The sequence below is a fragment of the Sphingobium sp. B1D7B genome, assembly GCF_025961965.1.
Classification (GTDB): domain Bacteria; phylum Pseudomonadota; class Alphaproteobacteria; order Sphingomonadales; family Sphingomonadaceae; genus Sphingobium.
The window spans coordinates 77040-101611 of record NZ_JAOQOR010000002.1 but is presented as its reverse complement, the minus strand read 5'-3'; the positions used below and the strand labels follow the sequence as shown (position 1 = coordinate 101611).

The following is a 24572-nucleotide window of genomic DNA, read 5'->3' as shown; positions in this document are numbered from 1 at the left end:
TGACTGACCATGAAAGATTTCCGAAATCCCCTCATAGTTTGCGGAAATCGACGACATAGTTTTCCGATTGCTGAGAAGCTTGCTCATGCCGGCGTCCTCACGATCGGCTTGATAACCTTTCCGCTCTCGCCCTGCTCGATGGCATGCGCAATGTCGGCAAAGTCGAAATACTGAACGAGCCGATCGAACGGGAAGCGCCCAGCGCGGTAGTGCTCAATCAGTTGCGGAATGAAGGCCTGGGGGTCGGCGCCGCCCTCGACAACGCCACGCACAACGCGACCACCGCTCATGAGAAAGTTGCCGGGCGCTTCAATATTGACTGCCGGATAGGCACCGACGAGGGCGAATTCGCCGCGCTGCGCCAACGCCATGACGGCGCCATTGCATACAGCCGGAATCCCCGTCGTATCGATGATATACTCAAAACCGCCAGGGACGCCCGCCGCGGCCGCGTGATCGAGCACGGTCGCGGTGTCAGCCTTCAACCCGTGCGTCGCGCCTAACTCCCGCGCCAAAGCCACGCGTTCCATGTTAAGATCGAGCGCGACGATCGTCGCAGCGCCGGCGATTTTTGCCGCCATGATCGCCGATAATCCGACGGCACCTGTTCCAAGCACTGCTACGCTACTGCCCGGCCGGACCTTGAGAACGTTGAGCACCGTTCCTGCCCCAGTCTGGATCCCGCAGCCGAGCGGCCCAAGCAATTCCAGAGGAAGATCCTTGTCGACCTTCACCGCGTTGCGTGCTCCCACGAGAGCATAAGTTGCGAACGAGGACTGCCCGAAGATGTGGCTATGGACATTCTTTCCATCCGCATCCGTAAGCGCCGTCGTCCCATCGCTGGCTCGGCGACCGCCAAAGTTCAAGCCGAACCAACTGTTGCAGTAGGCGGGATCATGTTGTTCGCAGGGCACGCAGTGCCCGCAACTGTCGAAACTGAGGACGACGTGGTCTCCGACACTGAAACCTTCTACGCCATCACCAAGCTTGGCGATCATTCCGGAGCCCTCGTGCCCTAGAACGACGGGCTGAGGTATCGGAAGATGCCCGTCGCGCATGACCATATCGGTATGACAGACCCCCACGGCCTTGATCGCGACGAGTATCTCGCCTGGGCGAGGGTCGTCGATCGTGAGCGTCTCGAGCACGGGCGCAGCGCCCACCTCGCGCTGAACGGCAGCGCTGATTTGCGTTGTCATGAATAACTCCAATCAGGCCAGCGCGACCGCGTTGATAATGTGAGCCTGAGTGTATTCCTCGAGGCCGGCCTCGCCGAGTTCACCGCCAAAGCCAGACTGCTTTGAGCCTCGGAAAGGGATAGTCGGATCGATTGCGAGATGCTGGTTCACCCAAACGGTTCCGGTGTCGATCCTTTTGGCAATGTCAGTCGCCCGCGAGACATCCTTGCCCCATATCGTGCCGCCAAGGCCGAACTCGGAATCATTCGCACGCGCGACAACATCGTCGACATCGTCATACTTGAGAACAGGTAGAACGGGCCCAAACTGCTCCTCGCGAACCAGGGGAGCATCCTCCGGCAGATCGCGCACGATCGTCGGAGGGATGAAGAAGCCCTCTCTGTCGAGCGGCGCACCACCGGCGATAATCCGACCACGCTGCTTGGCGTCCTCGATCAAAGCACACACTTTGTCGAACTGCATCTTGTTCTGGACGGGCCCGACCGTTGTGCCTTGTTTCGCGCCATCATCGACGATCGCTTCACTCGCGATGCGGGCAATCTCTTCGCAGAAATCATCGTAGATGCTGCTCGGCACATATGCGCGCTTGATCGCCACGCAAATCTGCCCCGCGTTCGTCATGGCGCCATCGTAGATCTTGCGCGCAGCGACCTTCGGATCAACGTCGTCCAGAACGATTGCAGCATCGTTGCCGCCCAACTCCAGCGTGACGCGCTTCACCATTGCGGCGGCCGACGCCATGACCTTTTTGCCCGTAGCGGTCGAGCCGGTGAAGGCGATCTTCGCGATATCGGGGTGGGCTGTCAGTTCAGCACCAAGATCATTTTGATCGCAGATGATATTGACCACGCCGGCCGGCAAAACCGCTTGGCAAATCTCGCCAAACAGCAAGGTCGTCAGCGGCGTCGTCGGTGCCGGCTTCACGACCATCGTGTTGCCGGTCACGAGAGCCGGGCCCATCTTGTTCATGAGCAGGACGAGCGGGAAGTTCCATGGCGTTATCGCCGCAACAACACCGAGCGGCGTGCGATGCTCGATCACCTGATTGCCGGCTTCATTTCGAAGCACCTTGGTTTGCGGCTCCATGCTGCAGAAAGCGCGCAGAACATAGGTGCAGCCGATTACCTCACCAATAGCCTGGTCGAGCGGCTTGCCCTGCTCGGTGGTCAGCAGGCTGGCAAACTCCGCTGCCCGCTCCTCCAACGCAGCGGCGAGGCATTCGACCATGTTCGCGCGATCTTCAAAGCTCGTTGCGGACCAGCTCCGAAACGCCGCGCGAGCCGCAGCAACGGCTTGGTTGAGCTGGGTGATGTCGGCCTTGGGGCAGCTGGCAAAGGCCCGGCCTGTTGCCGGGTTTACGACATCGAAGCTCGATGCGCCGGCAACGGCTTGGCCGTCAATGAGGAGCTTGAATTCCTGTTCCATCAATCTGCCCTTCGATTTGCAGTTTCGCGAGAGAGTAAGATCGATGCGGATGGCTATCTTTGCCCGCAGCGACCGGTTCTTTGGGCGAGGCGACACATCGGAGGCGGCTTGCCATCATTGAGTGCATCAAGCCCGTTCGAAGACGGGTGCGTCCCGCGCTACATCCTGAGCTTTCATCATTCGCTGGAAGATCGTGATCGCCTTGTCCGCCGACGTGGGCATCGGGCGAACCTGTGGATTCGCGTTGATGATCCGCTGCTGCGCCTCAATCATCACCTTGTCTTCGAGGAAAGCAGACTTGGCGACGTCGATCATGATCTGCGCGTCGGCCTCTGTGCCGAATGCAGCGCCCGGCCCCCAGCTGAAATAGTAGCGGGATGTCTGTTCAGAGAGCGGAACGACGGCTTGGCTAGTGAAGTTGTTGAACAGGATCTCGTGCTCAGCCCCAGGCTCGCCCTCGCCACATAACCGCGCCGTCCCTGCCGCATACATTGCAGTGTAGAGAAGGAACGTGCCGGGCATGATGAAATCGAAGCTCGTCCAAATATCAACGCGCTCGTGCTGAGCCGCCTTGCCGAGCGGTGGGATCGGCGGCGAGTTGATGATCCAGCGCGATGAGCGAATGCCGTTGTCGAGCGTCTCGATCTTCGGGCGGTTCCGAGACCAGGCCTCGTCTGCCCCGAAGCTGCCGGCATGAACGTATGTCAGGTGGGTGAGATCAAGCAGGTTGTCGTTGATCAGTTCGTAGTTGGCCTCATAGTCCAGGTGTCCCGTCTTCAGGATCCAGGACGGATCATCAAGCGCCTTCGAGTTAGCGATCCGGCTGTCGTCGGCCAGCGACGGATCCCCCATCCAGACCCAGACCCAACTATTCTTCTCGACGACAGGATATCGACGCACGCACGCTCGATCAGGGATCAGCTCCTGACCAGGGATTTCCATGCAACGGCCGTCCGAGCCGAATTTGAGGCCGTGATACATGCAGCGGATGGCATCGTCTTCCACCCGCCCTGCAGAGAGCGGCGCCATGCGATGCGCGCAACGATCCTCTAGCGCGACAATGCCGCCATCGGTGCGACGATAAAGGACAATGGGCTCCCCCAGGAGCCAGCGTTGCTCAGGCGTGCGGCTAAAGTCCGTGCTCCAGCCAGCTACATACCAACAGTTGCGGATCAGATTGGACATGGTGCAATCCTCAGAAAATCTTGCGCCGGCCCCAAAGGAGAGGAGAGGGACCGGCGCAAGCCGTCAGAAGTCCACGCTGACGGTGGCGTAATACTCCCGTGGCGGGGAGTAATTCACGGTCGTGGCACCGACGGCATCGACCTGCGTGCCGGTGACGATGAACCGATTGTTCGTGATGTTCTTGGCGCCCACCTTGAATTCGAGCGGACCATCAGCCTGCCGCCAGCGTAGGCTCGCGTTGAACACATTCTGGTCAGGCGAGATTAGCGCAGCGGTGTTGACGGCGTCGCGGGCGATGCGGCTCTTATAATTGTAATCGCCGTGAACCGTGAACGTGCCGCCCAGGCCCTTGTACAGATCAAGATCAGCACCGATGAACGCCGTCCATTCAGGTGTGTTCACAAACCGATTGTTGAGCGTGAAAGTGACGCCCGGGTCCAGCTGCGTGTAACGAGCGTTGACGTAGCCGACGCTGCCGTTGATCCGCAGCTCGGGGATCGGCCGGGCGACCGCTTCCACCTCGAACCCGTCGATCTTCGCCTTGCCAGCATTCTCGATGAACGGCGAGATTCCACGAACGACGATGATCTGCAGGTTTTCATAGTCGGTGTGGAAGCCGGCGACATTGAGTTGCAGCTTGCGATCGAACAGCGACGTTTTCGCGCCGACCTCGAACGTCTTGGCCGTTTCCGGATCGAACTGAGGTGCAATGTTGCCCGGTGTCGGGATCGACAGGCGGGTCGTATAGCCACCCGATTTGAAGCCCTCAGCATAGGAGCCGTACAGCATGATGGCCCGGGTGACTTTATACTCCGCGCCGACGCGCACCGAGAAATTGTCATAGGTGTCGCGATAGCTGCCGAGCGGATAGATCCGCGTCGGATCGGCCGGGTTTGGCAACTGGCCAGCGGTGAACAAGCCGAGCTTGAGCAAGGACAGGTTGAGGTCCGATTGGCCCGCCGAGAAGCGCTTACGATCCTTGGTGTAGCGGGCGCCGAGCGTGAGGCTCAGGGCATCGGTCAGTTGGACATTGTTGTGAGTGTAGGCCGCATAGGAGCGATTGTTGTTGTAGTAGGGTCCGTAGAACTGACCCAGCCCTTCCGAAAGGTAGGCGTTCTCCAGATTGTCGTTCTTCTCCCAGAAGTAATACAGGCCGACGACCGACTTGATGCGGTTGTCCCAGAAGGAGCCATTGAGCTGGAGCTCCTGCGAGAACTGCTTCGCTCGGAGGCGTGAAAGCGTCGTTGCGATCATGATCGGCGAGCCATCGATATCGTTCGCCAGATCGCCCTTCACCTCACGATAATTCGTGATCGACTTGATCGACAGAGCCTCGTTCAGACGCAGATCGATCTGGCCGGTCACGCCCCAGGTGCGCACCAACGATCGGTTCGCGCCATTCGCGTACGTCGTGTCGATATCATTCGTGATGAACTGGTTGCCAAATGCGAGGCGGGGATTTGCATTGGTGAAGTTGTAGCCGGCCAGGCCAGGGAGCGCCGCCCCGCCGGGCACGCCGCCACCGCGCGGTCCACAGATCGGCGCAAGGAATGCGAGGGGCTGACCAGGCGTGAACAGCACGGGAGGCGCGCCGATGCAGCTGTTGTAAACGGCCGCATATGTCGGTGCAGGCGCGAGCGGATTGGTGTCTGTCGCGACAAGTGAAACGGCACCTGCCTGCTCATCGGCGCGCGCATAGTCGCCCGTAACCTTGAAAGTGAGGTCGGGGGTGGCTTCCCACTTAACCTTGCCGCGGACGCTGAAGCTGTCGGTCCCGCCGCGATGGTCCTCGCTGTTTCGCGGGATGATGTTGAGATTATATTCGTCCGTGACGTGAGTATCGCCCGGGTAGGGAATGCTCCGCTGGAAACCTTCCTGGATCCGCCTCGACATGCTGAACTGCGTCGACAGCGTCGGCGTAAGTGGCACATCGACCGTGCCACGAAACTCCATGCGATCGCGACTGCCATAGGTAGCCTCAGCCCGGACAGCGAATTTGTCAGAGGGATCGCGGGTCACGATGGAGATCGCACCGCCGATCGTGTTACGACCGAAGAGCGTGCCCTGCGGTCCCTTTAGAACCTCGATACGCTCAACGTCGAGCAGATCGACATTGGCACCGATCGACCGCGCCAGAATGGCTCCGTCGATATACACGCCGACACCCGGCTCGAGGCTCGACGAGACGTCATTCTGACCAATGCCGCGAATGAATCCCGTTAGAATCTGGGACGAGGAGAAAATCGGCGCGCTCTGATCGAGCTGGACGTTAGGTGCCAGCTTCGAGAGGTCGGCAACCGAATTGATCCCCTGGTTTTTGATAGCCTCGGCCGTCACAGCGGTGATGGCGATGGGCACTTCCTGCACGCTTTGCGCGCGCTTCTGCGCCGTGACCACGATCTCTTCGACGCCGCCCTGGGACGCGCTGTCAGCCTGCGGCGTCTCTTGAGCGTTGGCAGGCGTCAGACCGCAGAGTGCAATCGACGTCAGAAGCGCAGTGGACGTGTAATAGGCAGATTTCACAAAACTCATATTGTCCTCCAAGAACCTCTCCAGTTTTTTGTTTTTTTTGCTTTTGGCGACGCGATCATCTTGCCGGCGTGAAGCGGACCGGCAGTCGTTCGAAAGCTCGCGTCACGTTATTGAGGCTGCGGACAGGCACGCCCGTAAGGGAGATGCGCTCAACCCTTTCAGCCAACGCCGTGAAGACGGCGGTCAATTCCATTCGCGCCAATCCCTGTCCGGCGCAGCCGTGCGGGCCGAAGCCGAAGCCGAGGTTCTGGCGTTCCTTGCGATCTATGCAGAAGCGGTCGGGCTCGCTGAACTGCCACTCGTCTCGATTGGCAGAGCCGTAGGAAACGATCGCCCAACTGTTCGCAGGGATAATGGTGCGATCGCCCATGACTGCATCGTCAGTCACGAAACGCGCGAAATTTTGGATCGGAGATTCGATGCGGACGATCTCATTCGCTGCCTGCATCGCGAGGCCAGGGTTGGACCTGAGTTTGTCCCATTCCGACGGGTTCTGGGCGAAAAGCCAAAGCCCGGAAGCCATCGCCGAGATGGTGGTCTCGAACGCTGCAACCACATAGCCTGCGAGCATGCCGATCGCAGTCTCACGGGTGATGAGGCCGGCATGAGCTGCATCGACCAATTGAGCAGCGAAGCCGCCCGGCACCAAGCGGTTCTCATCGTAAATCTCAGCGATGAGTCCCATCATCTGCTCAAGCTGCCCGAGACCGCTTTCCATGCGAGTCCCGACCGGACCCGCAGCATTCCACGAGCCGTCAGCAAATTTGAGAAGACGAGGTCGTATATCGAGCGGCCAACCGATAAGGTCCATCACGACATTGATCGGCAGATCGTGCGCGAAGTCGGCGACGCCGTCGAACTCCCCCTTAGCCAGGAGGCGATCGACGAGATCGCCCGCCCGCGCCCGGACGGTATCTTCGACAGTCTTGAGCGATCGAGGTCCAAGCGCCTCGTTGATCAGTCTCCGACGCTCGGTGTGAACGGGGGGATCCTGACAGATCAGCGCCTCGTTCCAAGCTTTGTTGATGACCGCGTTGAGGCCGATGCCCTTGTCCGAGGAAAAGAGCTTCCAATTGTTGAGCGCCGAGCGAACGTCGCCGTAACGCCCGACAAACCAGGCATCGACTTTAGGCAGATAGACCGCGCCGCCCAGATCCCGAAGCTGACCATAAGTCGCAAAGGGGTCGAGCAAGACCTCATCGCTGTAGAGGTCGATTTCGGACTGCGGGCCGGCCGGCGCGATCGTAGCCATGGGTCAAACCACGCCCGATTTGCCAGGGGCGATGATGTGGTTCGGGTCAAGTGCGTGCTTGATCCGGGCATTCAGGTCGCGGTTAGCCTGACCATATTGCTTGGCGACCAGATCCATCGTGCCGACGCCGGTTCGATAGGAAGCCCAGCCCTTTTCGCCAAAGCGCACGATCATCTCGTTGACGCAGTCGTTTGCCTTGCGCTCCTCCGCAGGATCGCCCTTGTCGAACATCAGGAAGATGATGTGATGGAGCTCTCTGCCTCCGACCGCATAGGCGGGCGCATAGTCGAACCCGTATTTTGCGAGGATTTCTTTGGCGAGCGCCGTCTGACCGATCGTTTCAGGGCCCTTAGCGGGCGCCACCGGTGCAAAGGCGACCATACCGCCGGTCGGGCCACGCCAGCGAACGATCCCGATTTCCTCCAGGCTGAGCCCACCCCGCATCAGGGTTTTGTGATGCTCGAACCAAGGGTTGCCGGTCATCTCCTTCTCGGTGAGCACCTCCCCGCCGCTCGCCTCGAAGGCACCACGAATGATCGGTTCGATCGCCGCAATGATTTCTTCGGTGCCGTAGAGCGCGAAATAGGTGTTCCACATGCCGAGGCCGTGCTTCTTCGCTTCGGCCTGCACGACAGAGTCAGGTATGGCGCCCGGCTTGTCCCAAATGTCAGATCGACGGTTGAACATGGCCAGCTGATAGGCCGCGCCCATGATCAGCACGCCGTTGGGGATGAGGTTGTTCATCCGGAACGGGCGGATCGTGTCGGTGATCTTGGCAACGTCGTCCGAGTTGGCGTGACGAACCATGAAGGGCTTGTAGACTGGGGGCGCCGGCATCAGCCACATGCCCATCTTCGTGACAACACCGAAGTTGGACTGGGTGAAGATGCCGTCAAGATACGGGCCATAGCCCCATTTGAAGGCCTGCCAGGTCGTAGAATTCTTTACCGAACCCATTCCCGTTTTGACCAGCGTGCCGTCCGCCAGCACCACTTCCATGCCGCACTGCATGAAGAAGTGATCCCCGTAAGGCGTGTAGCCGACTCCGCGCTCGAGCGTGTTGGACAACGGCGACACGATCGGCCCGACAGTCGGGACGTCGATCCAGAAGTTCAGCTTATGCTCGTCGAGATAGTCGCGCAGATCGCGATAGGTGACGCCTGGCTCGACAAGAGCAGTGCCGAGCTCCGCGTCGACCTCAATGATGCGGTTCATGCGCTTCAAATCGAGGATCATCTGGCCGGAGCTGGCGGGCGTCGCGAGGCCATAGCCCATGTTCTTGCCGGTCGAGACTGGCCACATGGGCAGCTTGTATTTGTTGGCGACCTTGAGGATCGCCTGAACCTCTTCGACGGAAGCGGGCGCAACAGCACCTGACGAGATATGCTTGCCGTCAGGATCTGGAATCTCGCTCTTACGATAGCTGGCCGTGCTTTCCTCGTCAGCGAAGACCCATTCCTTACCGACGATTGCACGCAGTTCGTCGAGAGCCTTGGCGAATGCAGCCTTGTCGAGTTCAGCGGGAAGCATGCGCTCGCCATCGAGTGGAGACGCCACCGCGTTCGCCGTGACCAGTGCGGTGCCGATCGCCCCCGCACGCAGGATATCGCGCCGAGAGATCTCGCTCATTTGCCATGCTCCTTGGGATTTGCCTTCGACGTGCTGATCCACTTCGCGAGATTGGCAAGCTCGACGTCGCTGATTTCTGTGGGACGGAATGCCGGCATGGCACCTTGGCCATGACGCACCATGTAAACGATGGCTTCAGGCGGCAGATTCCGACCGCGGATGACCGGACCAACGTTGTGCCCGTGACAATAACCGCAGGTTCGATCGTAGATGGCCTCCGGGGGGCGCGGACCTGTGTTCGCGACGGCTTCGGGTTGACCAGAGAAAAAGAAAGCAGCTCCGGCAGCGACGAGCACGACGCATGCTCCCGCTATCGACGCACCTCGAGCGATGGGCCTCACATTACCTCTCCTAAACTCACGGCTCTTGTCAGGGGCCGTTCGCTTTTGAGCCGGGTCTGATCGACCTACATCGAATCAAACACGACAGATCGTAAAATCTGAAGGAGAGTTATTCTGGACTTTACAATTCGTCAAGTTCGGAAATGCCGACCAACGGCGGCAGCTCACGATTGGCGATTTCCCTAGCCGCTTCAGGGTCAACCGAAAGGCCGATCAGAATATGTTCGGCGACCAAGCTGGGATAATCCTCCCCCGGGTCGTCCTTCAGCATGGTTGTGAGAGCTGCGAGAGCGGTTCCGAGAACCATGTCACGTCCAAGCGCCGAGTATTTTAGCTTGAGCTCGCCAGCGTCCATGCCGAGCTGAACGGTCGCTTCGGCGCGGGCATATGTCTCAGCGCCGAAGATGATCCCCGAAGCGCTCAGATTGATCATCGACCACGCCCAGCGGCGATCCCCGCGTGCGCGCTCGAGATACATGCGAATAGCGACGGACGCGTGCTCGCGAGGATCCGTGAGACGTGCGACGGTCGTGCTGACCTGTGTCAGGAAGTCGTGGGTGACCTCGTAGGTCAGCGCCTCGCGCAGCTCCTCGATACCGGTGAAATGATGATAGAGAGTTTGGCGCGTGATCCCCGCCTTTTCGGCGATGTCCTCTATGCGCGAGTACAGCCCATACTCTTCCCCGAAAATGTCGAAAGCAGAGGCCAGAATGTTTGCCCTGGTTCGCGCTTTACGTTCACGAGCAATCTCTGCCCGCCGTTCGAGGTCGATCTTTCTCTTGGTCATCACACATCCATAAGGTTCCTGCCGCGCCTTTGGTAGCGGGCGTTGGCGCGAATGCTCAAACATCCGCGCCTGAGCCAAGTGAACGTCATTCTTCCCAGGGCTTCTCCTCACCCATGGCAACCTTGGCGGAATTCGGCAGGATGAAGCCGTTCAGTACGTCGATCGTGTCAGGGAATTTCGCACGAACCTTGGCCATGAAGTCTGTCGAGTTTTTCGACTGCGCAATCAGCTGGGGCCAGGCGGCGAGATAATCCCGCGTAAAGGCTAGGCCGCTCGCATCATTGGCCAAGCCGGCTTTCGAGTGCCCTGGAACGACCATCGTGGGTTTGAGCTCGGCGAGCTTGGCGATCGATTGTGACCAACCACGGACATTTTCCGGCCGATGTTCACCGAGCCACAGGTGGACCTTGTTAAACACGAGATCGCCAGGAAAAAGCGCCTTGATCTCCGGCGCCCAAAGGGCGGTGGAATGGATATGATCGCCTTGCATTGGCGGCAGCACTTTGAGTTCGTGCCCTTCGAGCGTGAGCGTGTCCGAAGTCAGTGCCTTAGGAGCCGATGGATAAGCCGGCCCGTTCGCGCCGAGCATTGGCCCCCACCGCTTCACCTTCATGGGCAAGGAGCGCCAGATATCGACAACGACGGTGGGATGAGCCACGATCTGTGCGTCCGGAAAGGCTGCGGCCAGCACTGGCATGGCAAAGAAATGATCCGGATGATCGTGGGTTACGAAGATATAGCGCAAGGTCTTACCGCTATCGAGGACCATGGCTGCGACGCGATGAGCGTCGGCGTTGGTGAACGGCGGATCGACTAGGATCGCCTCCTTCTCGCCCATGATGAGGGCAGAGTTCACAAGCAGTGACCCTTCGCTCGTCTGCAGCACTTCTACGGTCAAAGGCTTGGTGCGCTCTGCGCCCTGAGCAACGGCCGCCGCGCTCAATGCGGTTGCTGCTAGCAGGGTTGCGCCGGACAGTCGCGCAACGACGCGCTTGGCAAGACGATTCATTTTCCTCTCCTTCATTTTGATTTTGTCGGGACGGACGCCCGAAAGCAAAAAGGGCCGCCGAGAAGCTCGGCGGCCCTTTCCAGTGTTCTTAGAACGTCTTTCCGCGCCAACCCTCGGCGTAACTCTCTCGAGCAACGCGCGAATAAGGCACTGGACTGACGATAGCCCGGATCCGTATCATGGGCGTCTTCTTGAAGAAGTCATCCTTGCCGTTTCCGCCAGCTTCGCCCCAGATCACTTCGACTTCATTGCCGATTTCAACATCGGCATCGACGATTGCAAGAGAGAGCACGGCTCGCTCCGAGCGCTGGTAGCACATATTGATCGAGACCCCGACCTGCTCCTTGTCGACCATCACGGCGTTGAAAGAGCGATAGGTCTGCATCTGGAACTCGGGCCAGGGAAGATCCATCGGCTTGTAGCCCTGGCCATCGGGATTGAGCATGTCGGTATAGAGATCGGCGATATCATCAGCGTTCCAGGCCAGCGTCACCTTACGGCGCTGCTTGGTTGCGTCCATGGCCGCAAGCGCGTCACGGCCGATGAAGTCATGACCCAGCGACACGAACGGGCCGTAGCCGACCTCGTAAGGCGTGAGATAATAATCCTCGATCGTATCCGAGGCATAGCTGCCGCGCAGGAGCAGGTCACCCTCTGCACTGTCAGCCGGCAGCCATTCGCGGTAAGCCTTCGTGCTCTCGCTCGAATAGATCGCCGGGAGGATGGCACCCATCCAGCCAGATTCGACCGATGCGGTCGTGTAGGCGCGGTGACCGACGAAATGCAGGTTGAACTCGGCACCTGCCGCCAGGATCGTCTCCCGAATTTCGTGACGCTTCTCGAACGGTGCCCAGAACTCGCAGCCAACTGCGCCCGCCATGCCGTGGCGCAGCGCCTCAACCTCGACGCTGCCGATCTTGAGCTTAGTCATGTGGAAGAAGCCGATCTGCGGCATGGGGGCGCCGTTCAGCTTCTCAATCAGCGCGCCGGCGTTGGGACCCTGCAGCTGGAAGCGGCACAGTTCGCGCGAGCGAGCCTCACCATTCGCATAGGCGTTTGACTTGGCGACCTTCTCGACCTTGACGTCGTAACCGCCGGTTTCGGCGTGGAAGGTGATCCAGTTACAGCCGTTCTCGAGACCATTGTAGAGGAAGTGGTTCTCGGAGAGGCCGCACAGAATGCCGTCAGCGACATAATAACCTTCGGCGTTGCAAAGGATGAGCTGGTTACCCCGGCCCACGGAGAAATTCTTGGGGTTGTTGGTGCCGATAGCGGTCAGCAGCTTAACGGCATCCGGACCCGTAATGTAGAGATCGGTCATGTGGTGGGTCTGGTCGTAGAGCACGACGGCGTTTCGCCACGCTTCCTGCTCCTGATCCCAGGTCGAGAACTCTTGCGGCACGATCGGGATCATCGGCTGCGGCGCCATAGCTGCGTGCGCTGGCGCATGCGTCTCGGGGCGCTTGTTGCGCAGCATTTCAACAGCACTGCCGCGCGAGTTCAACAGGTCTTGAAGACTGGTCATCCATTCCTCTCCATCAGAGTTTGTGGGAGGTCGGGTAACATCGGACATTACATTTTGTCAAATTCGAATCAACGATACATCGGACCACCTAGTTTTCGGGAGCGAAAGCCTTGATATCAGAGCTTCTTCTAAAGAGTTCTCGGCCTTCCGCTGGTTGTGGCCATGACCCGTTTCGCTCCGCGCTCGTGAAAACACTTTCCCAGGATTGAGAGTCGAACGGGGATCCAGGACAAGCTTGAGCGCGCGCATGACGTCGATCTGGGCGTCGGACCTGGCATGCTTGAGGTAGGGCACCTTATGCACCCCAATGCCGTGTTCGCCCGACACGCCGCCTTCCCAGCGACCAATGAGCGGATAGATGACGTTTTCGATCTCTTCCTCCGTGCCGGAGAACTGATCAATCCTGACACCTATGTGGAGATTGGCGTCTCCAATGTGGCCGAAAGTGGCATATTCTACTGCTGGCCACCGTGACCGAAGCTCTTCCTCGAAGGCTTCGAGAAAAGGCGCAATCCGGCTCGTCGGGATGCTCGCGTCAAACGCCGCCATCTCTCCATACTCCCGGGTCATGATCTCGGTGGCTTCTCGGATTGCGCACAGATCTTCGGCCTCTCGAAGAGAATTCGCGATGACGGCATCCTTCAGAAGACCCAATTCGAAGGCTTCCTCGACAAGTTGCTGCGCCTTGGTCGGGTCACCGTTGCCGCTCATCGCTTCAACAACAACATACATGCCGAACGGGCGCTCGAACGGAGACCGCCCCCGCGCAACGGTCGTTCCGAACTTGAAAAAGCTCGGCCACATGGCCTCGAAGGAGGTGAGCTCGGTATCGAGACGCCGACGCGCCAAGCGCAGAAACGCCAGATTCGTTGAAAATCGTTCAGTGCGCAGAGACCGGTGAACGCCGGCACGACCTTGGTGGTGAGTTTCAGGACCGCACGTGTGACGATGCCGAGCGTATCCCTGCCGTTTTAGCCCAGAGTGTATGAACAGACGGCAGTCTATCGGTTCTAGTTGCGGCGAAGCGGACAGCTTGGATCGTCTGACCAACCAGCCAGGAGCGACAGGAGGTCGTCTGCAGGCGACCAGCATCAAAACAATCGGCAATCTATGGTTGCCAGAAATAAGACAATTGGAAAACTATGCCTTCCCGATTGCGAAAACTATCTCCGCAAAAAAATCGGTAAGCTACTGATTCTAAAGGGATGGGATCGGCAATCTTTCTGGTTCCGTCACAGGGGCGGGGGGACTCTGCGTCCCCCCGCCACGATCAAGCCGCTTCGTCCAGCACGATCTGCTCCGGCTTCTTCTCGTCAAAAGCCCCGATGGTAAGCGGGGAGGGGAGCCAACCGACCGGAAGGCGCTGAGCCAGGGCGGCGGCAAGATCGCTCTTCTTCATCTTGGCGCAATTCTCCGCTGCATCCTTGCCGCAGGCGTCTGTCAGGATCGTAAGCAAGGCGGATTTCTTCATCCGATCAAACAGACCGATGGGAGCCTGCCAGCGCTGCGCCATGTCGATATTGGCAGCACGGGCATATTGCTCGATCAACGCCTGTCGCGTGGACGGGGAACAGCCCCGCGACAATGTTCCGTCGATGGTGAGCGCGACAAGCCCGGCAAGAAGCTGCATCTTGTCGCCTTCGGCCATGGCCCGGATCGTCTCGAACCGGGTATCGGCGGGAATGTCGGCAAAACGCTCGGCCATCAACTCGGCGACCGGCTGCACGTCGCTAACCGCCATGAGATCGGGCGGGACGGCAACGCCGGACTGCTCGGGACGCAGAGACGCGGCCTGCTCGAAGCCATAGCTGCCATGAAGCATCTGACCGACAAGGCTATCGAGAAGAATGTCGAGCGCCAGCGTCGGGTTTGCCGCCACGGCTTCCTGAACGACCTGCGTCTTGATCTTCGAGAGGTCTTCAATGAGCGCCGCGCTGTAGGGGCCGGATTCGGTGGCTGAGCGCTTCCGTGCGGACGTATCCTGCATTCCGGAGCGGATGCGAAAGTGCGCGAGGGTCAGGGTGCCGTCATGCGCGATATAAGCCACGACACAGCCGCTCGCCTTCTGCTCGCTGGTGAACGCCCGCAACGCTGCCTCCAATTCGGCCTGTCGGTCAAAGAGTGCTGACAAGGCTTCGTCCTCGTCGCCCGCTTCCTCCTTGTCGGCAATGGCCGCATCGATCCGCGCCATTTTCTCGGCCTCTTCCTGCGTGGCTTCGCGCCGGGCCGGATAAAGGCGTGGCCGGGAATAGAGATCGATCCCGTAGTGATCGGCGCTGACTTCCACCTTGCTCCATCCCTGCGCGATCAAATCGGCCTCGATGGCGTCGAGCTTGGCAAGTGCGAGGTCTTCGACCAGCTCGGGATTGTCGGCATAGCCTTGGCTACCTTCTGAAAACAGGTCGATGGTGACGGTTCCCCCTGCGGCTTCGTAGGCGTCGCGTCCGACAAACATGAACTTGGCGCTGGTGGTCTGCATCTTCTCGCTGGTGAGAAAGCGCCGGATGGCATGGTCACTGTTGCCGCACTTCTTGAATGCCTCCTGCTGGCGGGTCGGGTCATCTGTCAGGCAAAGCGCCTGTGCGCTGGCGAGGCTGAGTTGATCCTTGGCGAAGGCTTTAAGCAGCGCATCGGGGAGCGAACCCAAGCGCAACAGCTTGCGGACGTGGCTCTCCGCATAGCCGAATTGCGCGGCGATCTCGGCGGCTGTCAGTCCTCCGGTGTCGCGAAGGGCGGCAAACGCTGCCACCTGATCGGCGGGGTGCATGTTCTCGCGAGCGACATTTTCCGCGAGGGACAGGGTAACGGCCTCGTCTTTGGAGCGCACGTCTACCGGCACGGGAAAACCTGCCTCGATCTTCTTCTGCTTCTTGAGCAAATGGAGGGCACGGAATCGGCGTCCCCCGCCAAAGATATGGAAAAGTCCATCTTCCTCATAGCCGAGCAGGTTCTGCAACAGGCCATGGGCCTCGATGGTAGCGGCCATTTCCTCGACGGCACGGGGTTTGACCTTGCGGACGTTGAGGGGGGAGAGGCGCAGGCTGGAAAGCTGAACGGTCTGGATCGTCATATTTTTCCCTTTCTTAATCGGAGCCGAAGGCGATGGCTCGTGGGCCATCGGCTTCTGCCGAGTGGCGAACTGGGTCGGGGAATTTGCATCGGCTCGTGCGGGGGGAGGGGGATCACCCGGCGCGCAGAGAGCGCAGCGACTGAGCGTTGGGGACACCGCCCGCGCGACCAAGCGGAGGCGCGTAGCGCCGCAGACGGCCAGGCCGTAGCAAAGGGGGCAGGAACAGGCCCCGGAACGCGCGCAGCGCTACTAAGACGGCCGCAGCAGCGGCCTAGCGTGTCGCCGGCATTGTCCGGCGCACGCACAGAGGATCTTCGGGCACCGAAGGCCACGGAACGCAGCGCTGACCCAAGAGCTGGCGAAGGGGAGTGGCCTGCCCGGCAACTTTACGCGAGGATCGTCACCCGCATGGGACGAGACGCCGGAACGGTGGCTCGGTCGGAGCGCAGCGAAGATAGAGCCGTGCCCGAAGGGTCGCGCATCCACCAACATAAGTATTTAGAATGTCGAAGAGCCGACCTTGCCTTTGCCCAGACTCAATGCAATGTATTTGTGTAAATATACTTGGGGGATTTGGGTTTGTTTTTAGCAAGTAACAGTCGCACTGCTTCACATCCGGGCTTTCTCGACCAGTGTTGACGCGTCGAATTGTCCTGGCTGCAAGTCCCATTTTGGTCGGCATCGCGGTGACCGGCTGTGATACCCTGATCGGCGCCAAATACCGCTATCGTCTGACGGTGGAAGTCGAGACCCCAGAAGGCATGCGAACGGGTAGCACTGTCGTGGAAGTGAAACAGTGGGAAGCTCCGGCTTTCCCGAATCCGGAGGCGGGCGGCCTTCGTAGCAGCTTTCGTGGAGAGGCCGTGGCAGTTGATCTGCCCGGCGGACAAACACTATTCGTCCTGTTGAACACCGCGACGACGATAGCGGAATATGCTTATCAGCCCCTCGTCATTGGCATCAAGGGCCCAATAGAAAGAGCCAATGCAATTAAAAACACGAAATTAATTGCAGAAGTCCCAATCGTTGGACTCACAACAGAGCAGGCGAGTGGCCAATACAGAATGTCTGAGGCGAGCCGATATCCGATCTTTGTGCGCTTCAAAGACATCCGTGACCGCATGACGATCAAGCGGGTAGACCCAGCAAACCTGTCTGCTGCCTTCGGGCAAGGAATTAGCCTTCGGCGAATGACAGTTCAAATAACCCGCGATCCCATATCTACCGACATGACGAAGCGCCTTCCTTGGTTGAAGACGATGCGCCCTGGCTCATTCTCAGAAAAGAACGTCAGGAGCTTCCCATTGGGTCTCATAGACATCGTCGACACAGCTAGCTTTAGCACGGAAATCCCCCGATGACTGCGCGCGAAGATCCTCCAGTGGTTCGTCGACTTAGTGCTAGTGAGCCGGAGACAGACGAGTTTCGAGCAACACGGCCTGCGACCGCACGCGGTCATGACGCGCACGTATTGACACAACTGTCCGAACCGCCTTTCGCCTACCTGGCGACGTAGGAGCGCTGTCGACGATATCATTGATGGTCAATCGGTACTCGGGCAGTTCGTCGGCCTCGGCGATCCGCTTCAGCGCGTGTTTGAAGCGCGGCGCCGTGTCATTGCTTCCGACCTGATGCCGCAAAGCCTCGATCTCAACCTCCCAGGCGTCGTCCTCTCCACAGTGCGATCGGGCGAGCTCGTAGAGACGACGCTCGATAGGCCCCAGGGAAAAATAATCGTGGTGATAAGAGAGAATGCGCTGATCCATTCGGATCGCCCTATAGAGCCAATCGCAAAGCCGGACTTTCACCGCCTTAAGCCGCCGCTCACCGGTGCGGCCGCGCGTGTAGCTAAGACGGGCTTCGGGCAACCATGAAAAATAGCCTTCCTCACCCTCTCCGCCGGTTTCGATGTTGGTCCGGATCTGAGTACCCTGCAACCTCTCGAGAGCCTCGGACAGCCTCTGATAAGAGCGCTTAGATTGGCTCGTACCAGTGACACGAAAGAAATCGTGCGCGGTAAATGTAAAGTCCTGGCCCACCGGCACGCCATCCTGAAGCTTAGCGATCATCAAACTCGCGATGTAGAGGACGATTTCCTTATCGTAGATCGTTGCGACGCCCATGGTGCTCGGGCGCACCTCGATCGACACGTTGTCCGAGTGGAATTCGATCGGCTTCATCTGTGCGATTTTCGTCAAGGCAAAAAACGGGAAGGCCATGATGGACCGCTCGCCCCGCACATCGCCGTGCAGGGGGCTATCGAAAACGAAGAGGTCTCCTTGTTTTGCAGCCATGATGGAGTTGCCCGTTTAAAATCGCCGAAAACACGAATTAAGGTCGGCACTTCGAGTTTCAGACTGTCGGTCGAGGCGCGAGGTGTAAACCCGTGACTGACTTTGAATCGGCGAAAGCACGAATCTTTGCGTGCCGTTGGGACCATTAGGCTCAAGAATCCGGTTCAAACTGTCCCAACGAGGATGGGATGAAGTATGCAGATTCGTGCTTTCGCCGATAAATGCTGTTCCCGTGCTGAGCGTTGGTAACGAGCCCACCACCGATTCGATTGGCCGGGTTGGGCGGTTCGTGTTTTCGCCGATTGGGAATTCCCGCTGCTCTCATTCAAACCTTTCTTTCATCATGACCTCGCACCGAGGCGTCATTTTAAGAACGGCGGGTGCCGCTTGCTCCCGTTGGGGAGCATTCCGGCGGCGCAGCCGTCGGTTCTGACCTTCAGTCTTGGCCTTAGGGCGTCATGTTGAGTTTTCCGGTGAGGTTTAGGGGTTCCCCGTCAGGGGTCAGTATGACCCGACTAGGGTCATTCCATTTTTCCTTCTTTCTAGATTTAATATTCGGGTGAGGAGGAGTGCATGGATTGCACTCACGGCATAAAGCCTCGCTATGCTGCCGCTCGGCGGCCCTCTCAGCGGCGAGGATCAACGCCGCGCGTTGAGCAGGATCTGCGGGCATGAGCCTGCGGCGCTCAACCGCTCCCACGGTGGCTAGCATTTGAGCATGTTGCTCCAGCGCCTCTGATCGGCGTTGAGCCTCGTCTGCGGGAACGGGGGCAAAAAGACCGATCATTTTGCCGATCCAGGCAGGAAGTTGCGCACGATAAAGGTTCGATGTTTGTTCCGAGCGAGCACCCATCTCCTGATCCCGAGTGTAGATGTAGCGCCTGATCCATTCCACCACGCCGAGATCTCGAAGCCTTTGAATGCAGTAGTGGACGGCGCGGCGGCCAAGACCTGTCCACCGCATCAATGTCTCGTAAGAGGGATTGCACCACCCTTTGCGATAGTGAAGCTCATCGAGCATTCTGATGAGCATGTCGCGGCATGACCGCGTGAATAGCGTCAAGCGATGCTCCTCGGCCGTAAGCTCGCGACCAGAACGCGCTTCGGCCGCGAGTTTCCTCCCGTGCTCAAACATCCGGTAACATGCATGGGTGAGCTGCTTACGCTGCTCAGAGGTAACCGGCCTAACGAACTCTGCCTCCGCAACGTCCCCAGTGCGCACGCTACCGCCCCAGACCGGCCGGCGCGTGATGTGCGTGCTGCCGTGCGGCTTCCGCGAGAGTGGGGGAGATCCCGCCAATCTCGAAGCTGTCGCGCTCAGGGCGCCGGACATGCGGCGCTGAGGCTCCCTGACGCCACATAGAACTGCGAGTGGAAGGACCGGAACGCCTGCGGCTCGCTGGCGCTGCTGGAGGGCATGCGCTGTGCTGATGTCATCGTCGCTTACTCCGGCGCTACGGAGCTCGGCCAGCGCGGCCGAAGGTACGTCGGCTATCCCAATTTGGGCATGAAACATCGTTCGGTCACTCCAAATTTGGAGCCCGTGAGGACGCAAAAAATCGCGGCGCGAATTGCGCTTTGGTGTTGCGAATTGTGGGAGGACCGACTAGAAACCGGTTGTCACACTTGGTTCGACCACTAGTTCTCGCTAGCTTGGTCGGTCCTCCAAAAAGCCCGGCCAATGGCCGGGTTTTTTTATGCCCTCACTTGCCCCCCTTTCAGTTCATGTGGACGTGGTGAAATCTGGTCGATCGCACGGTCGGGATTGTTGAGGCCCAGAAACCGAACTCCGAGCGACAGATTCGACTTTGAGAAACCATGCGCTGCTGTTTGACCGACATTCCACGTTCGAATTTCGTGCTTTCGCCGATGATTTCAGGGAAAGAATCGTGCGATCGGCGATAATGGCGGTGGGAGCCGGGCATTGAGCCACCGAGGCGCTGGGCAAAGGCCGAGCGTTGGTTGACGATCATCAATACACCCGAACAATATCTGCTTTGGTTTTGAACGGGCGAGCGACGCTGTCGCTCGCATTACCAGTCAGGTGGCGCCAATTAGAGAGAATGCGCCAGACGTAAGTTTGGGTTTCTTCGATGTTGGGGATCTCGCGCTTCTTTCGAACCCGACCTGGGCCTGCATTATAGGCTGCGAGCGCGAGGTGAACTTGACCGAAGGTGTCGAGCTGTTGTTTTAGATATGCGGCCGCGCCACGCAGGTTGTCACGTAGATCGAACCTGTTCACGCCAAGCTGACGAGCGGTGTCAGGCATCAGCTGCCCTAGGCCAAAGGCGCCCTTCTTACTGATGGCGGCATGATTATAACCGCTCTCCTGGATGATCAGCGCATCCATCAAGCCGACAGGAAGGCCGCTTTCGCAGGCGATCCGGTGGACGATTGGGAAGATTGCTTGTCGTCGCTTTTCAGCCTGTACGTTCAACATGGCTGAAGGCCTGTAAATGGCCGGTCCACAGTCCTGACGATTAGTCGTCAACCCAACTCGATTAAACGCAAGATCAGGCTCTCCGCGCATCCAGCTTGGTACACGAAGAAATGTCCGTCCTGGAGCTAATTGACTGGGAGCGCCTGAACCGGTCGGCTGTGCGCTTTCAAAAGCGGTCAAAAGTCCATTATGAACAACATTTGCAGATACCTCCTCCAAACCAATCGGGGGCTCGAAGTTGAGAAGCGCTGCCTGCCTCTTGGCCGAAACGGGGCTGGATATGAGGAGAGCTAGACCTATTCCCATCGCCGCCGGAATTGCGGCCTGACGATTAACGCCCACGACCGAAGATCACATTGCTGTTCGCTTCGAAAGCGGCGATCCTTGCTCCATATTGGCCTATGGAATCGATCATCAGGCGCGAAATCTGGCCTAGATCTCTCGGCTTGATGAAAGGAAAGGGCGCTTTGTCGGTTGCGCACACGAGATCCCGTATCATCCGGATCGTGAAATCAGCAGCAAATTGAGCTTCTGGATAATCATAGCTTTCCGCCGAACCGAATAATCTTACTGCCATATCGGCTCGATTTTGATCGATCGACAGCGCCTCGCAAAATGCGGAAATTTCGGCTGTCGTCAGATCCTTGTCGAGTAACAGCCTTGAGACTTTGGAGTGATGCCAGTTCAGCTGACGTGCCAGCTGCCGATCGGACCAACGCAGTTTGCGCTGTTGGATCCTGAAAAGCTCTTGATACCGGGCAACGATCTCCTCCGGGCTGGCCTCCTGCTTGGCACTCGGCGCGTTATCATCGTCTTGAACGTATCCAAATACGAGCGACCGAACGTCGAATTTTTTCATCCCTGTCACTTTCGAATACTCAGAGTTCAGCGTAAACCACGAAATTCACACGTTGTTAGGTTGCAATGTGGCAATGCTTCAATGTGTTTGATACCGCTGAAGTTGATAATGGGCAAGGCGCCGTTTCATGTCGCCGGATGGAAAAGAAGCTCGGCATCGTCAGTGTGAATCTTGATCAGTCCCAGAAGGACGCGATCGAAGAACACATGGTGCTACGTGGCATTTTCTCCCGAGGCGAAGTTCTCAGAGAGATCATCCTCGCTGGCCTTGAAGAAGACGAGCGCACAGACGAGGTCGAGCTGATTACCCGCGGTCAAAAGAGAATGGCGATGGAAACTGGCAGTCCGCCCCGCAGGACCCGTTTCACTTCTTTGATCGAACCATCAGTGCAAAAGCGTATCGCTCAGATCGCTTTGCGCAGCAGGATGTTCAATCGCAGCGCCCTGGTGCGTGCATGGGTCAACGAGTTTCTAAAGGCCGGAGAGCCGCCAGTCCGAGACTGACATAGCGTTGCTTATGTCGACGGTCTAATCATGTCATACCCCGCTTCGGTAGCTCCGCTGTCCTCATATTATGAGGACCGGTTGCTTTGCGTCCCGCCGTTGCCGACGGTTTGCCATTTCGATCCGGACGCCTATCGGCCCAGTGGGAAATTCTTAACCACGTTCGGGCGAAAAAGGTCAAGCATTAGGCGCCCCAATCGACAAGTTGCAGGACCAAATGCAGAAATATGTGCCGTAAGTGTCGCAAAATCGCGCCAGTGTGGCGCAACCATGCGCCAACGTGGCGCAGAAATGCGCCAGAGTGGCGCAAAAATGCGCCACTAAAGTCATAATGTTGCCTGCGTTTGTTATTTTGAATCCCGCCATTTTGATTCACTTGTGATAATTTGGAACTTTGGCGGGTTTCTTGCAACTTTGGCCTTGCTCACTGCCTGCATACTTTCCGATTTTAGTTGAGGGGGTGATGAAACACCTCGCAAACATCGGAGGACTATATGGGCAAGACCATGTCCCGGCGCTTTGCGCGGGACCATGAACGTGCACTCAACGCGGTCGTCATGGCTGCGCTGCTGCTTGTGGCACTATTCTATCTGATCAACCCTGCTTTCGCAGGCACCGACACGACGTTCGCGCCGGCATCGACGCTTTTCACCAACATCCTGCAGGGTTCGGGCGGCACGCTGATCGCGATCGTCGCGACGGCAATCGGTCTGGTGAACCTGGCCCGTGGCGGCTTCCAGATGGCATCGGTCGGCGTTCCGCTCGGCGTTGGCATCGGCGTGGCAACTGGTCCCGCAATCGTCACCAGCACGATCACCGCGATCATCTGACACTCTAGCCTGCCGGGCTCCCTTGTAGCGCGGCGGGCAGGCGGGGCGGCTTATGAACCGATACACTATTCCCTCGAAGCTGGATGAGCCTGAGCGCATCGGCCCCTGGACGATCGACGAACTTGTCGTGACCGTGGGACCGTTCGTGGTGGGCATCATCACGCAGCAATTCATGGTCGGCATCATTGCAGGGGCATTGGGCTGGTGGGGCTTACGCAAGGCAAAGGCAGGTCGTGCCGGTGCCTGGCTCCTCAATGCTGCCTACTGGTATCTGCCGAGTGAGGTGTTGAAGCTCAGCGCCGTCCCGCCTTCCTACATTCGATTGATGGCGGGGTAAGGCATGGATCTGGAATATAGCCAGGGGCAGGCTCAAAAGGTCTTGCGCCAGCGTAATATGCTCGCGTTGACCTGTGCCGGTCTATCGGTTTTGACGGTCGCGTCGCTGCTCGCAGCTTCGGTCAAGGACCGCGAAATCGTTCTACAGCCGATCGCTGGACGATCAGTGACCATTTCATCGAGAGAAATGGATCGCGATTATCTGGAACTGGTGACGCGCGACACTGCGGTGCTGATGTTCAACCGAACGCCGCAGTCGGCCGACTATTGGATGAATCAGGTCCTCAAGATCGCTCATCCTTCCGCCTACGGAAAGCTCAAAGGCGAGCTGATCAAGATCGTCGACGATCAGCGCGGGTCTAGCGTCGCGCAATTTTTCACGATGGAGAAGCTGACTGTCGATCCTAAGGGACTGAGCTCGACCGTAACCGGCGTCCTTCACACGATGGTTGGACGGGAGGAAGTGTCAGCAGTCCAGCGAACATTCCAATTCGACTGGACCTACACCGGTCTTGAGCTGCGCCTCGTCGGCTTTCGCGCCATCTCGTCCGAGAAGCCGGGCGCAAACCAGAACAGCAACGCAAGCCAAGAGGTGGCGCCATGACGCGCAAGCCGAATAGGGCATTGGCGCTGGGCCTGAGCGCTATCTCATTGTGCGCTGCATCCCCGGCATGGGCCGATCAGCAATTTACGGTCGAAGATAATGACAGCGTGCGTTGCACGGTTGCCTCGCGCGAACTGACGCGCGTGAGCCTGGTCGACGATGCTTTCGCCAGCGTTTCCAAAACCGAGACGCTGGACCCTCGCGACGATTTTTCCGTGGTCAATGAGCCGACGCGCGGCGACATCTACATCTCGGTTCCAGATGGCTTTCGCCCCGGAACCCTGTCCTTTTTCGGCACCAGCAAGAAGGGCTTCGTCTACAAATTTGCCTGCAAGGTCGCCGCGGTCGAGGCACAGCAGGTCTTCCTGACCAACACGCGCGCCTTTGCTCCGCCCGCGCCCGATGCACAGGCGCTAGAGGAAGAGGCACCCGATCTGGATGAAGCCGCCGTGCGGCTGATCCAAGGCATGGCCGGGCAACAGGTCATGCCCGGCTATCGGCTTTCCCGTTCAGCACTCGCGCCGGTTCAGGTCGGCACGCTGACCGTACAGCTCATCGCCGAATATCAGGGTCTCGATCAGACGGGCCGCGTCCTGCGCATCGAGAACAAGGGCAATGAGAGCGTCGTGCTGGATGAAAGCGCCATCGCGCCCGCCGGCGCTCATGCAGTGAGTATTTCCCGTCCCCAGCTCGCCGCCCGCGAGGCGACCGCCGCCTATGTGGTCGTGGCGAACGAACAGCGTCGCTGACGC

At 58.8% G+C, this 24572-nt stretch carries 24 protein-coding genes and 1 riboswitch; of the genes, 7 read left to right on the top strand and 17 right to left on the bottom strand.

Going from position 1 to position 24572, the window contains the following annotated elements; translation table 11 throughout:
* Positions 1-83: 83 nt before the first annotated feature.
* The 11 genes from M2336_RS17790 to M2336_RS17740 all read right to left on the bottom strand — a co-directional run bounded on the left by M2336_RS17790 (position 84) and on the right by M2336_RS17740 (position 13733).
* Positions 84-1199, bottom strand: coding sequence for an NAD(P)-dependent alcohol dehydrogenase (locus M2336_RS17790; RefSeq protein WP_264593350.1), 1116 nt, complete (start codon positions 1197-1199; stop codon positions 84-86).
* A gap of 12 nt (positions 1200-1211) precedes the next feature.
* On the bottom strand, positions 1212-2624 hold the full coding sequence (locus M2336_RS17785) for an aldehyde dehydrogenase family protein (RefSeq protein WP_264593349.1): 1413 nt from the start codon (positions 2622-2624) through the stop codon (positions 1212-1214).
* A 126-nt stretch (positions 2625-2750) separates the two neighbouring features.
* Positions 2751-3809 carry an aromatic ring-hydroxylating dioxygenase subunit alpha gene (locus M2336_RS17780; protein WP_264593348.1) on the bottom strand — a complete coding sequence of 353 codons (1059 nt, stop codon included), beginning with the start codon at positions 3807-3809 and terminating at the stop codon, positions 2751-2753.
* Between the two features lie 63 nt (positions 3810-3872).
* Entirely contained in the window at positions 3873-6341 is a 2469-nt protein-coding gene (locus M2336_RS17775) for a TonB-dependent receptor (protein WP_264593347.1), read from the bottom strand.
* Positions 6342-6396: 55 nt separating this feature from the next.
* A complete protein-coding gene (locus M2336_RS17770; protein ID WP_264593346.1) occupies positions 6397-7593 on the bottom strand; it encodes a cytochrome P450 in 1197 nt (398 codons plus the stop codon).
* A gap of 3 nt (positions 7594-7596) precedes the next feature.
* Positions 7597-9222 carry an FAD-binding oxidoreductase gene (locus M2336_RS17765; RefSeq protein ID WP_264593345.1) on the bottom strand — a complete coding sequence of 542 codons (1626 nt, stop codon included), beginning with the start codon at positions 9220-9222 and terminating at the stop codon, positions 7597-7599.
* Entirely contained in the window at positions 9219-9518 is a 300-nt protein-coding gene (locus M2336_RS17760; protein ID WP_264593344.1) for a c-type cytochrome, read from the bottom strand. The genes M2336_RS17765 and M2336_RS17760 overlap by 4 nt, the downstream gene beginning before the upstream one ends.
* Before the next feature lie 166 nt (positions 9519-9684).
* Positions 9685-10350, bottom strand: a complete 666-nt coding sequence (locus M2336_RS17755) for a TetR/AcrR family transcriptional regulator (protein ID WP_264593343.1) — start codon at positions 10348-10350, stop codon at positions 9685-9687.
* Positions 10351-10435: 85 nt separating this feature from the next.
* Positions 10436-11359 carry an MBL fold metallo-hydrolase gene (locus M2336_RS17750; RefSeq protein ID WP_264593342.1) on the bottom strand — a complete coding sequence of 308 codons (924 nt, stop codon included), beginning with the start codon at positions 11357-11359 and terminating at the stop codon, positions 10436-10438.
* An 88-nt stretch (positions 11360-11447) separates the two neighbouring features.
* Entirely contained in the window at positions 11448-12884 is a 1437-nt protein-coding gene (locus tag M2336_RS17745) for an aminomethyl transferase family protein (protein WP_264593341.1), read from the bottom strand.
* A 57-nt stretch (positions 12885-12941) separates the two neighbouring features.
* Positions 12942-13733: an FAD-linked oxidase C-terminal domain-containing protein gene (locus M2336_RS17740; RefSeq protein WP_264593340.1), complete on the bottom strand. Its 792-nt coding sequence runs from the start codon at positions 13731-13733 to the stop codon at positions 12942-12944.
* A gap of 184 nt (positions 13734-13917) precedes the next feature.
* Here M2336_RS17740 and M2336_RS17735 point away from each other — a divergent pair, with 184 nt between their 5' ends.
* Positions 13918-14079: a hypothetical protein gene (locus M2336_RS17735; protein WP_264593339.1), complete on the top strand. Its 162-nt coding sequence runs from the start codon at positions 13918-13920 to the stop codon at positions 14077-14079.
* A gap of 75 nt (positions 14080-14154) precedes the next feature.
* On the opposite strand, the gene M2336_RS17730 is transcribed toward M2336_RS17735, so the two are convergent.
* A complete protein-coding gene (locus tag M2336_RS17730) occupies positions 14155-15954 on the bottom strand; it encodes a ParB/RepB/Spo0J family partition protein (protein ID WP_264593338.1) in 1800 nt (599 codons plus the stop codon).
* A 671-nt stretch (positions 15955-16625) separates the two neighbouring features.
* Here M2336_RS17730 and M2336_RS17725 point away from each other — a divergent pair.
* Positions 16626-17315, top strand: coding sequence for a hypothetical protein (locus M2336_RS17725; RefSeq protein ID WP_264593337.1), 690 nt, complete (start codon positions 16626-16628; stop codon positions 17313-17315).
* Between the two features lie 39 nt (positions 17316-17354).
* On the opposite strand, the gene M2336_RS17720 is transcribed toward M2336_RS17725, so the two are convergent.
* The 5 genes from M2336_RS17720 to M2336_RS17700 all read right to left on the bottom strand — a co-directional run bounded on the left by M2336_RS17720 (position 17355) and on the right by M2336_RS17700 (position 21547).
* Positions 17355-18248 carry a replication initiator protein A gene (locus M2336_RS17720; protein WP_264593336.1) on the bottom strand — a complete coding sequence of 298 codons (894 nt, stop codon included), beginning with the start codon at positions 18246-18248 and terminating at the stop codon, positions 17355-17357.
* A gap of 448 nt (positions 18249-18696) precedes the next feature.
* A complete protein-coding gene (locus tag M2336_RS17715) occupies positions 18697-19311 on the bottom strand; it encodes a helix-turn-helix domain-containing protein (RefSeq protein ID WP_264593335.1) in 615 nt (204 codons plus the stop codon).
* Positions 19312-19966: 655 nt separating this feature from the next.
* Positions 19967-20221 (bottom strand): hypothetical protein, encoded by a 255-nt coding sequence (locus M2336_RS17710; RefSeq protein WP_264593334.1) that lies wholly within the window; start codon positions 20219-20221, stop codon positions 19967-19969.
* A complete protein-coding gene (locus tag M2336_RS17705; RefSeq protein ID WP_264593333.1) occupies positions 20221-20688 on the bottom strand; it encodes a lytic transglycosylase domain-containing protein in 468 nt (155 codons plus the stop codon). Before M2336_RS17705 ends, M2336_RS17710 begins: the two co-directional genes overlap by 1 nt.
* A gap of 331 nt (positions 20689-21019) precedes the next feature.
* Positions 21020-21547 carry a helix-turn-helix domain-containing protein gene (locus M2336_RS17700; RefSeq protein ID WP_264593332.1) on the bottom strand — a complete coding sequence of 176 codons (528 nt, stop codon included), beginning with the start codon at positions 21545-21547 and terminating at the stop codon, positions 21020-21022.
* 83 nt (positions 21548-21630) lie between these two features.
* On the opposite strand from M2336_RS17700, the gene M2336_RS17695 reads away from it, so the two are divergent.
* The 5 genes from M2336_RS17695 to M2336_RS17675 all read left to right on the top strand — a co-directional run bounded on the left by M2336_RS17695 (position 21631) and on the right by M2336_RS17675 (position 24569).
* Complete coding sequence (locus M2336_RS17695) at positions 21631-22050, top strand: hypothetical protein (protein WP_264593331.1); 420 nt, start codon at positions 21631-21633, stop codon at positions 22048-22050.
* Positions 22051-22094: 44 nt separating this feature from the next.
* Positions 22095-22175, bottom strand: a riboswitch (cyclic di-GMP riboswitch).
* Positions 22176-22544: 369 nt separating this feature from the next.
* Positions 22545-22880 (top strand): hypothetical protein, encoded by a 336-nt coding sequence (locus tag M2336_RS17690; protein WP_264593330.1) that lies wholly within the window; start codon positions 22545-22547, stop codon positions 22878-22880.
* Positions 22881-22932: 52 nt separating this feature from the next.
* Positions 22933-23217, top strand: coding sequence for a type IV conjugative transfer system protein TraL (gene traL / locus M2336_RS17685; protein ID WP_264593329.1), 285 nt, complete (start codon positions 22933-22935; stop codon positions 23215-23217).
* 3 nt (positions 23218-23220) lie between these two features.
* Positions 23221-23820: a type IV conjugative transfer system protein TraE gene (locus M2336_RS17680; RefSeq protein WP_264593328.1), complete on the top strand. Its 600-nt coding sequence runs from the start codon at positions 23221-23223 to the stop codon at positions 23818-23820.
* Entirely contained in the window at positions 23817-24569 is a 753-nt protein-coding gene (locus M2336_RS17675; protein WP_264593327.1) for a type-F conjugative transfer system secretin TraK, read from the top strand. Before M2336_RS17680 ends, M2336_RS17675 begins: the two co-directional genes overlap by 4 nt.
* Positions 24570-24572 lie beyond the last annotated feature (3 nt).